The organism is Sulfuricurvum sp., assembly GCF_049277495.1.
Taxonomy (GTDB): Bacteria; Campylobacterota; Campylobacteria; order Campylobacterales; family Sulfurimonadaceae; genus Sulfuricurvum.
The window spans coordinates 1-9,192 of record NZ_JBASYM010000055.1; the positions used below are offsets into that span (position 1 = coordinate 1).

Below are 9,192 nucleotides of genomic sequence, written 5' to 3' on the forward strand. Positions count from 1 at the left end.
GCCTTGAATGCCCAAAAGTATGCGCTTGTACGTCCGAGTATTATTGAGTCCTCAAAAGAAAATTTTTTACAAATCAGCGGATTACGCCATTTACTGGTAGAAGCACAGGGGATAGCGTATGTTCCCAATGATATTGTCATGGGGGATCGCGATCATCTTGATTTACCGTATCCGGATACGGTCATGCTGGATTCAAAAGTACACGACGGCGCCAATATCCGCGGAGTTTTACTGTATGGGATCAATTCCAGCGGGAAATCATCCCTCATGAAAAGTATCGGAATTGCCGTGGCTCTGGCACAAGCCGGTTTCTATGTTCCCGCAAAAGCGATGAAATTTTCACTCTTTGACGGTGTCTATACCCGTATACAATCACGTGATAATGTCGCAAAATCACTCTCGACTTTTGGAGTAGAGATGTTGGAACTCAACACTGTTTTTAGCCGTGCAACATCCCGCTCTCTTATTTTAGGGGATGAGATCAGCCACGGGACGGAAACGCTCTCCGCCGTTGCTATTGTTGCGAGTACGATTATGGAACTCTCACAAAAAGGCGCTCTCTTTCTGATGACGACCCATTTGCACCAGCTTTCTATGATTAGTGAGCTTAGCCGTTTACGTGAAGTGGTCAATCTGCATTTGAGTGTTCATTACAATGCTGAGAACGATCGCTTGATCTACGACCGGATACTTAAACCGGGGCGCGGGAGCAGCGTATATGGTTTAGAATTTGCCGAGTCGCTTCATATGGATCCGCACTTTTTACAAAATGCCAAGCGATTACGGGAAAATTTGGCAAAAGAGTATGATGTATTGGAATTGGGCAATCAAAAAGAGTATATTAAACGTTATCGTGAGGTGGTTGCCTCTGAATGTGTGATCTGCGGGGCATTGGTACGAAACCGGCAAAAAAGCAGTGCTGCAAAAGAACATCACCATCTTATAGCATTATGTGAAACCCACTCTCGCCAAATCGCACAAGGCAAAATCAAACTGAAGGGTTTTATAATGACACCACAAGGTTTACGACTGGAATATGAGACGCAATTAAAAGAGGATTTACGTTGAACGTTATAGAGCTATTTAAACAACTTTTGGAATCACACAGTGTTACTCCCGAAGATGGCGGTATTTTTGAATTTTTATCAGACTATTTGAATGAATTTAAGGTCATTCGTATCGATAGAGAAGGGGTTAAAAACTTTTTTGCCTATCGTACTTTCGGCGAAGGAAAGCATTTGTGTTTTGCAGGCCATGTCGATGTCGTTCCCGCTGGAGACGGCTGGACTACCGACCCGTTTATCGCAACCGAAAAAGATGGCTATATTTATGCCCGCGGTGCGCAGGATATGAAAAGCGGTGTAGCTGCATTTGTTCAAGCACTTAAAGAAGCGCGTGAATATAACGGGACACTTTCCATCTTACTGACTTCTGATGAGGAAGGTCCGGCAAAATTCGGAACGGTTGAAGTGTTGAAATATCTCAAAGAGCATCATTTGCTTCCGGATGCCGTCGTTGTCGCAGAGCCGACCTGTGAGGTCACTTTCGGGGATGCGATCAAAGTCGGACGACGGGGATCGATTAACGGGATTATTGAAATAATTGGGAAACAAGGTCATGCCGCCTATCCGGAAAAAGCGATCAATCCGGTTCATCAAATTGCACCGGTACTTTCGAAAATCGCAGGCGCTTTTTTGGATAATGGGGATGAATATTTCGCTCCTAGTCAGATTGTCATTACGGATATTCGAGCGGGAATCGAGACGACGAATGTTTCCCCGGGAAAACTTAAGATGATGTTTAATGTCCGTAACTCCACTCGTACGGATAAAGGATCGATTGAGTCGTTTATTGCGGAGCATTTGGACGGGCTGGATTATACTCTCCGACTCGATCAGTCGGCTGAGCCGTTTGTTACAGATGCGGATACACGAATAGTCCGTGCTCTTTCGGATGCTATAGAGTCTGTATGCGGCGCAGTCCCTAAAAATTCTACTGCCGGCGGGACATCGGATGCCCGTTTTGTAGCATCCTATGGGATTGATGTTATCGAGTTCGGTGTTATCAATGATACGATTCATGCTCCGAATGAGCGGACATCCATTGATGAAGTAAAAAATCTTTATACTGTTTTTACAAAGTTAATCGATAATTTTCGATAAAATTCTATTTTACTAAAGAAGGTAATGTTATGAAAAAATTGATCGTATTGATCCTATTAAGTATCGGGGTGTTCGGTGCTGAGATCGCATGGAACGACACTTTTGCCGAAGCACAGGCAAAAGCAAAAAAAGAGTCCAAGCCGATGCTGGTGCTTATTACGAGCGAACAGTGCCGATGGTGTCGAAAACTTGAAGCGACTACATTGCAAGACGAAGCGGTCATTGCGCGAATCAATTCTCAATTCAAAGCGGTTCATGTAACTCGGGATAAAAGTGTTTATCCGAAAAACCTGAGTGCTAAAATGGTACCGATGAGCTACTTCTTGGATGGTGACGGCAAAGTGATCTATTCTATTCCGGGATATTGGCCGAGTGAAGATTACCAATCGATTCTTGATGATGCATTACGAAAAGCTAAAAAATAAAGGATAAAAATGATTAAAAATGTACAAACCCCAAATGCTCCCGCCGCGATCGGACCGTATTCCCAAGCGATGATTGCTAACGGGATGGTATTTACTTCCGGTCAAATTGCTCTTACACCTGCGGGGGAGATGGTCAACGGAACGGTGAGTGAACAATGCGTTCAAGTTGTTTCAAATTTAAAAGCGGTTTTAGAAGCAGCGGGAAGTTCTTTCGATAAAGTGATCAAAACAACGATCTTTTTAGCAGATATGGATGATTTTGCCGCGGTCAATACTATTTACGGTGAAGCATTCGGGGATCACAAGCCTGCGCGTTCGACGGTAGCCGTGAAAACGTTACCAAAAAATGCACTTGTTGAGATCGATGCGATCGCTTTAATTTAAGCTTAAATAAACGTTGGCTATAATTCGCCACTTTTTGTAGACTTGTAAGTAAGGAACGCTAATGTACGCAATTATCAAAAACGGCGGAAAACAGTATAAAGTTCAAGAGGGTGATATCCTTTTGTTCGATAAAATGGGACTTGATCCTAAAGCCACCGTCGAAATCAAAGAAGTTCTTGCCGTGAATAACGGTGAACTTAAAACCGGTACTCCATTCGTAGAGGGTGCTGTTGTTACTGCTGAGGTTATCAATGAAGGTCGTGACCGTAAAGTCGTGATCTACAAAAAACGTCGCCGTAAAGACAGTAAATTGAAACGTGGTTTCAGAAGAGATCACACACGCGTTCGTATCGTTAAGATCGCTGCGTAATTATTAAAGTAGGAGGACAGCATGGCTCATAAGAAAGGTCAGGGTAGTACACAGAATAACCGCGATTCAGCGGGACGTAGACTCGGTGTCAAAAAATACGGTGGTGAATTCGTAAGAGCGGGTAACATTGTTATTCGTCAGCGCGGAACAAAAGTTCACCCGGGTAAAAACATGGGTATGGGTAAAGACCACACATTGTATGCGTTGGTTGACGGTGTCGTTGCGTTTGAGCGTAAAGACAAAAAACGTAAACAAGTCTCTATCATCCCTGCTGCTTAATTTTCATTTTCATCGGGCTTTCGCCCGATTCTGAATCCATTTCCAAAATTATCTTTTTAATTGTGTACTTTTCCATTGAAGTATAGTGTTAAGCAAATAATAATTGTCTCATCCGGGGCAAATGTTCAAAACAACTTGAAGGACATCCATGTTTAGTGATAGTGTAGAAATTACCGTCTCATCCGGTAAAGGGGGAGCAGGGTGTGTTGCTTTCCGTAGAGAGAAATATGTCCTTCAAGGCGGTCCGAACGGCGGTGACGGCGGTAAAGGCGGCGATGTCTATTTCAAAGTCGATAACAATACCCATACTTTGGCTCACTTTCAGGGGAATAAAAACCTAAAAGCTGAAAAAGGACAACCGGGTGCAGGATCGAATATGGCCGGCAAAGCGGGTAAACGCCTGGTTGTTGTTGTTCCTCCGGGAACACAAGTCGTCGATGTCGAGACAGGTGAAATACTTTTGGATCTGCTTGAAGACGGTCAGGAAGTTTTATTTCTTACCGGCGGGCGCGGGGGACTTGGAAATGTCCACTTTAAATCTTCAACCAATCAAAAACCGATGTATGCACAACCCGGTGAACCGGCAGTAACCCGTGTCGTCCGTCTTGATCTTAAACTAATCGCGGATGTCGGGCTGGTCGGATTTCCGAATGTCGGAAAATCCACGTTGATTTCTACGGTTTCGAATGCACGCCCTGAAGTCGCCAACTATGAGTTTACGACACTGACGCCAAAACTCGGACAGATTAACATCGGCGAATTTGATTCGTATATCATGGCGGATATCCCGGGAATAATCGGGGGAGCATCTGAAGGCAAAGGGCTTGGTCTCAAATTTTTGCGTCATATTGAACGGACAAAAACTCTTTTGTTCATGATTGATCTGGCTTCGTACCATGAGTTGGAATACCAGTATGAAACGCTTAAAAAAGAGCTTGAAAATTTCTCTCCACTTTTAGCCAAGCGTAATTTTGCCATTGCCTTGACCCGAGCCGATGCTATGAGTCCTGAAGAAGCTGTTGAAAAAACCAATGGATTTTTAAAACTGCTCAAACTTGATCCGGTGAAAAAGAGCCGATTTGCGTTTAGCGACGAGTATCCGGTATATGAACAAGAAGATTTTGATAAAGCATTTTATGATGCTTCGAAACCGGCATTTATAGCACCGATTTCTTCTGCGATCAACTTGAATATCAAACCATTGACGTATGCACTTTATCAAATGGTCGTAACGGAGCGCGCATGAAGCGGATTGTCGTTAAAGTCGGTAGTGCGGTTTTAAGTGAACAAAACCGAATCGCAAAAGACCGAATGCAAAATCTGGTTGATTTTATCGCCGAACTTAAAAAGAGTTATGAAGTCATTCTTGTCTCTTCCGGAGCAGTCGCTGCCGGTTATACGGAATTAAAGCTTGATAAAAAGATTTTAGCGAACAAACAGGCCCTTGCGTCTATCGGACAGCCGATATTGATGAACAAATATCGAAAGATGTTTGAGCATTATAATATTCTCCCTTCTCAAGTATTGGTAACAGCCGCTAATTTCAATACACTCGAACAGTCTCAAAAAGCTAAAGATACGATTGAAACGCTTCTGAAACACAATGTCATACCTATCATTAATGAAAATGATGCAACCGCAACGGAAGAATTGGTTTTAGGCGACAATGACCAGTTATCCGCTTATGCAGCGCACCATTTCGGAGCAGATTTATTAGTGATCTTGTCCGATATTGATGCCTATTACGATAAAGATCCCCGCAAATATGAAGATGCATTGGTTCGGACCCGCATAGAAAGTATTTCATCTGAAGAACTTTTGATGGAAGTCACTCCTAATCACAATTTTGCGACAGGGGGGATCGTCACCAAACTGAAAGCAGCTGATTTTCTCTTAAAGCGGGGCGGGGCGATGTTCCTGGCAAGCGGATTTGATTTAAGCGATGCCCGAAGTTTTTTGATAGCCGGAGAACATAAAGGCGGCAGTTTGTTTAAAGCTGCCGAGACGTTTTGATGACACGCGTTATTTTTATGGGGACACCCGATTATGCCGCATCAATCTTGGAAGCTTTGATCAACGCAGACGATGTTGATGTTGTCGCCGTGTATACACAGCCGGATAAACCGGTAGGGCGAAAAGGGACGTTGACGCCTCCTGTGGTAAAAGTTTTGGCGGAAGAAGCGAATATACAGGTATACCAGCCATCGAGATTGCGGGATGCATCTGTAGTGAATGAGTTATTGGCAATCTCCTGCGACATGATTATTGTTGCCGCATATGGTCAAATTTTACCGAAAGCTATTTTGGATCATGCTCCGTGTGTCAATCTGCATGCATCGATTCTCCCTCAATATCGGGGTGCCAGTCCGATACAGCAAAGTCTTTTGAATAATGATGCGATGAGCGGCGTTACGGCCATGTGGATGGATGAAGGGCTGGATACCGGAGCCATTATTAAAATCGAAACGCTCTCCATTGCTCCCGATGAAATGGCTGCTTCTCTGTATAAACGACTTACGGATACAGCCGTTACTTTGACATTAGATGTTATTCGTCATTGGGATCGTAAAGGTGTTACTCCCCAAGACGATGCTAAGGCGACCCACTGCACAAAAATTCTTAAATCGGACGGATTAATCGCATTTGAGGATGCTCGAGAAATCTATAACCGCTACCGGGCATTTACCCCTTGGCCGGGAATATATCTCGAATCCGGGCTAAAGATCAAAGTGATGGCATTGGAAGAAGAGAATAGCTCAGGAAAACCGGGCATCATTACACAGGTTGACAAAGAGAGTATCGTCATTCAATGTACTAAGGGATCTTTACGCATCATGAAGATTCAAGCTCCGTCCAAACAGGAGACTTCAGTCGTTGATTATCTCAACGGAAAACGGATCGGGTGTGGACATCCATTGGTTTGAGTCGCTTGAATCGACACAAGTTTACCTGTTAGAAGAGTTAAAAGCATCGCGTTTATCAGCTCCGGTATGCATCGGAGCAGTATCTCAAACACAAGGCAAAGGTTCACGAGGCAACTCGTGGACAGGAATGAGTGGGAATCTTTTTATTTCATTGGCAATTCCAAGGTCAATGCTCCCGGATGATTTGAAACTTGAATCGTCATCGATTTATTTGGCATTCATGATGAAAGATTTTTTAACGTCATTAAATTCAAACGTATGGCTTAAATGGCCCAATGACTTTTATATTGATGATAAGAAAATCGGGGGTGTCATTACTAATTTGATGGGAGAAACCCTTGTGTGCGGTATCGGGCTGAATTTGGTATCGGCACCTGAGTGTTTTGCAAAAATTGACATTGACGTGGATGCATATGATTTAACAGAAGGTTACTGTTCATTGTTTAAAAATTTACCACCGTGGAAGCAGATTTTTAGTAAATACCAGATAGAATTTGAGAATAGCAGAAAGTTTTTTACCCACAACAATAATGAAAAAGTTGCATTAGAGCGGGCCGTTTTACTTGAAGACGGATCGTTAGAGTGCGATGGCCAAAGGATATTTAGTTTACGATGAGTGAAGTTATTGTTATTGCCAATCAAAAGGGGGGAGTGGGTAAAACCACAACCGCCGTCAACTTAGCCGCATCCCTAGCCGTTGCTGAAAAAAGAGTATTGCTGATCGATGCTGATCCGCAGGCAAATGCAACGACCTCATTAGGGTATCATCGCAACAATTATGAGTTTAATATCTATCATGTACTGATCGGTGCCAAAAAACTTCGAGAAATTATTTTAAAAACAGCATTGCCAAAACTTTTTATTGCCCCTTCGAATATCGGCTTGGTCGGAGTTGAAAAAGAGTACTATGATGCGGATAACGCAAAAGGGAGAGAACTCATCTTAAAACGTGCTATCGCGCAGGTCAAAGACGAATACGATTATGTTATTATCGACTCACCTCCTGCACTTGGACCGATGACGATCAATGCACTCTCAGCATCCAATTCGGTCATTATTCCTATCCAATGTGAGTTTTTTGCATTGGAAGGACTGGCACAATTACTCAATACCGTTAAATTGGTTCGTAAAACGATTAATCCGAAATTGACGATCAAAGGCTTTTTGCCGACGATGTACAGTGCGCAAAATAATCTTTCCCGTCAGGTATTTGCTGATTTGCGTCAACATTTCCAGGCAAAACTTTTTAAATCCGGTGGACCTGATGATTTTATCGTGATTCCACGCAATGTCAAATTGGCCGAATCACCGAGTTTCGGCAAACCGGCAATTTTATATGATGTAAAATCAAGTGGCTCCATGGCGTACCAAGATTTGGCACACGCCATCATCGCCTAAAGGAAAAATATGGCGAAAGCATCCGCATTAGGCAGAGGTCTTGGAGCGCTGCTCAGTGAAATTGAGGAAGCATACGACAACGAACTTCCCAAAAGAGGTGGAGTCGAAGAGATTGCTTTAGCTAAAATCCGTCCTAATCCTTATCAACCCCGAAAACATTTTGACCCTGAATCTTTGGCTGAACTTGCTGAATCTATTAAAGTACATGGCCTGCTGCAGCCCATTGTCATCAAAGAAGATTTAGACGGTTTCATTCTAATAGCAGGTGAAAGACGTTTACGTGCGAGCAAACTTGCAAAAAATAAAACCATTAAAGCGATTGTCGTCAGTGTCAGTGATGAGCAGATGCGTCAACAGGCATTGATCGAAAATATTCAGCGTGATGAACTTAATGCCATTGATTTGGCGCAAGCGTATCAAGAGTTGATCGATATTCATGAATTGACCCATGAGCAGCTTTCCCAAACCGTTCATAAAAGCCGAACGCAAATCACAAATACTTTGCGTCTTTTACAGCTGAGTGAAAAAGGGCGCAAAGCACTTGTTGAAGGAAAAATTACGGCCGGTCATGCAAAAGTGATTTTAGGGCTGGACCGAAACGAACAAACGATGATGATAGATTCTATCATCGGCCAAAAACTGAGTGTTCGTGATGTGGAAAGTATGGTTAAAAAAATCAAACTTCCTACAAATATACAGCGTGATCCTTTAGAGATAGAAGGGTTGGATTTTATCGCTTTGAAAAAACATTTACAGAACCTTGGTTATAAATGTGGCACCAAAGGCTATAAACTAACCATTGAATTTGAAGATAATGATCAAATTGAATCATTTTTAGACCTACTTTCTTAATATCTTTTGACGTTTAACTGTCCCTTCAATTTATAAGTTGTATAATCACGCAACTTTTAGGAGGTGGTATGTTAGATATAAGTCCGATGCTGTTAGGCAGCACACTGATTGTCTTCCTTGTCCTTATTGCCCTACTAAACAGTTTGCTTTACAAACCTCTTTTCAGTTATATGGAAAAACGGGATGCGGATATTAAAAAAGATTTGGAACAAGTTGGAAACAACGATTCTGAAATCGCCGCATTTCATGCCCAGGCTGAAAAGATTATGAGTGACGCTAAACTGGAAGCAGCGGCATTAAGAGAAAAAGTTATTGCTGAGACCAAAGCGCTGGCAAATAGCAAAATAGAGACAAAACGTGCTGAATTAGCACTTGAGTACGCAACGTTCGAAGGCGAA

The 9,192-nt window shown here is 42.8% G+C and carries 13 protein-coding genes; all 13 read left to right on the top strand.

The features are described 5' to 3' along the window. A partial coding sequence (locus tag WAO38_RS09875) for a MutS-related protein (protein WP_422236669.1) occupies positions 1-1,068 on the top strand: 1,068 nt, incomplete at its 5' end. Continuing rightward, entirely contained in the window at positions 1,065-2,162 is a 1,098-nt protein-coding gene (dapE, locus tag WAO38_RS09880; RefSeq protein WP_422236671.1) for a succinyl-diaminopimelate desuccinylase, read from the top strand. The genes WAO38_RS09875 and dapE, both read left to right, overlap by 4 nt. Before the next feature lie 29 nt (positions 2,163-2,191). Next, on the top strand, positions 2,192-2,587 hold the full coding sequence (locus tag WAO38_RS09885) for a thioredoxin family protein (RefSeq protein WP_422236673.1): 396 nt from the start codon (positions 2,192-2,194) through the stop codon (positions 2,585-2,587). Between the two features lie 12 nt (positions 2,588-2,599). Further along, on the top strand, positions 2,600-2,971 hold the full coding sequence (locus WAO38_RS09890) for a RidA family protein (RefSeq protein WP_422236689.1): 372 nt from the start codon (positions 2,600-2,602) through the stop codon (positions 2,969-2,971). A gap of 61 nt (positions 2,972-3,032) precedes the next feature. After that, on the top strand, positions 3,033-3,341 hold the full coding sequence (gene rplU, locus WAO38_RS09895; protein ID WP_300008329.1) for a 50S ribosomal protein L21: 309 nt from the start codon (positions 3,033-3,035) through the stop codon (positions 3,339-3,341). A gap of 21 nt (positions 3,342-3,362) precedes the next feature. Beyond that, positions 3,363-3,620 carry a 50S ribosomal protein L27 gene (gene rpmA / locus WAO38_RS09900; RefSeq protein WP_015654103.1) on the top strand — a complete coding sequence of 86 codons (258 nt, stop codon included), beginning with the start codon at positions 3,363-3,365 and terminating at the stop codon, positions 3,618-3,620. A 148-nt stretch (positions 3,621-3,768) separates the two neighbouring features. Then, complete coding sequence (obgE, locus tag WAO38_RS09905) at positions 3,769-4,866, top strand: GTPase ObgE (RefSeq protein ID WP_422236676.1); 1,098 nt, start codon at positions 3,769-3,771, stop codon at positions 4,864-4,866. Beyond that, a complete protein-coding gene (gene proB / locus WAO38_RS09910) occupies positions 4,863-5,633 on the top strand; it encodes a glutamate 5-kinase (protein ID WP_422236678.1) in 771 nt (256 codons plus the stop codon). The genes obgE and proB overlap by 4 nt, the downstream gene beginning before the upstream one ends. Further along, positions 5,633-6,544: a methionyl-tRNA formyltransferase gene (gene fmt, locus WAO38_RS09915; protein WP_422236680.1), complete on the top strand. Its 912-nt coding sequence runs from the start codon at positions 5,633-5,635 to the stop codon at positions 6,542-6,544. Before proB ends, fmt begins: the two co-directional genes overlap by 1 nt. Beyond that, positions 6,525-7,160, top strand: coding sequence for a biotin--[acetyl-CoA-carboxylase] ligase (locus WAO38_RS09920; RefSeq protein ID WP_422236682.1), 636 nt, complete (start codon positions 6,525-6,527; stop codon positions 7,158-7,160). Before fmt ends, WAO38_RS09920 begins: the two co-directional genes overlap by 20 nt. Continuing rightward, positions 7,157-7,942, top strand: a complete 786-nt coding sequence (locus WAO38_RS09925) for a ParA family protein (protein WP_422236684.1) — start codon at positions 7,157-7,159, stop codon at positions 7,940-7,942. The genes WAO38_RS09920 and WAO38_RS09925 overlap by 4 nt, the downstream gene beginning before the upstream one ends. A gap of 9 nt (positions 7,943-7,951) precedes the next feature. Beyond that, entirely contained in the window at positions 7,952-8,794 is an 843-nt protein-coding gene (locus tag WAO38_RS09930) for a ParB/RepB/Spo0J family partition protein (protein WP_422236686.1), read from the top strand. Between the two features lie 68 nt (positions 8,795-8,862). Next, a partial coding sequence (locus WAO38_RS09935; protein ID WP_422236687.1) for a F0F1 ATP synthase subunit B' occupies positions 8,863-9,192 on the top strand: 330 nt, incomplete at its 3' end.

Bases quoted from the DNA above. Each gene is read 5' to 3' on its own strand.
- WAO38_RS09885 (WP_422236673.1), top strand. From the start codon at position 2,192: ATGAAAAAATTGATCGTATTGATCCTATTAAGTATCGGGGTGTTCGGT.
- rpmA (WP_015654103.1), top strand. From the start codon at position 3,363: ATGGCTCATAAGAAAGGTCAGGGTAGTACACAGAATAACCGCGATTCA.
- proB (WP_422236678.1), top strand. From the start codon at position 4,863: ATGAAGCGGATTGTCGTTAAAGTCGGTAGTGCGGTTTTAAGTGAACAA.
- rplU (WP_300008329.1), top strand. From the start codon at position 3,033: ATGTACGCAATTATCAAAAACGGCGGAAAACAGTATAAAGTTCAAGAG.
- fmt (WP_422236680.1), top strand. From the start codon at position 5,633: ATGACACGCGTTATTTTTATGGGGACACCCGATTATGCCGCATCAATC.
- obgE (WP_422236676.1), top strand. From the start codon at position 3,769: ATGTTTAGTGATAGTGTAGAAATTACCGTCTCATCCGGTAAAGGGGGA.
- WAO38_RS09925 (WP_422236684.1), top strand. From the start codon at position 7,157: ATGAGTGAAGTTATTGTTATTGCCAATCAAAAGGGGGGAGTGGGTAAA.
- WAO38_RS09930 (WP_422236686.1), top strand. From the start codon at position 7,952: ATGGCGAAAGCATCCGCATTAGGCAGAGGTCTTGGAGCGCTGCTCAGT.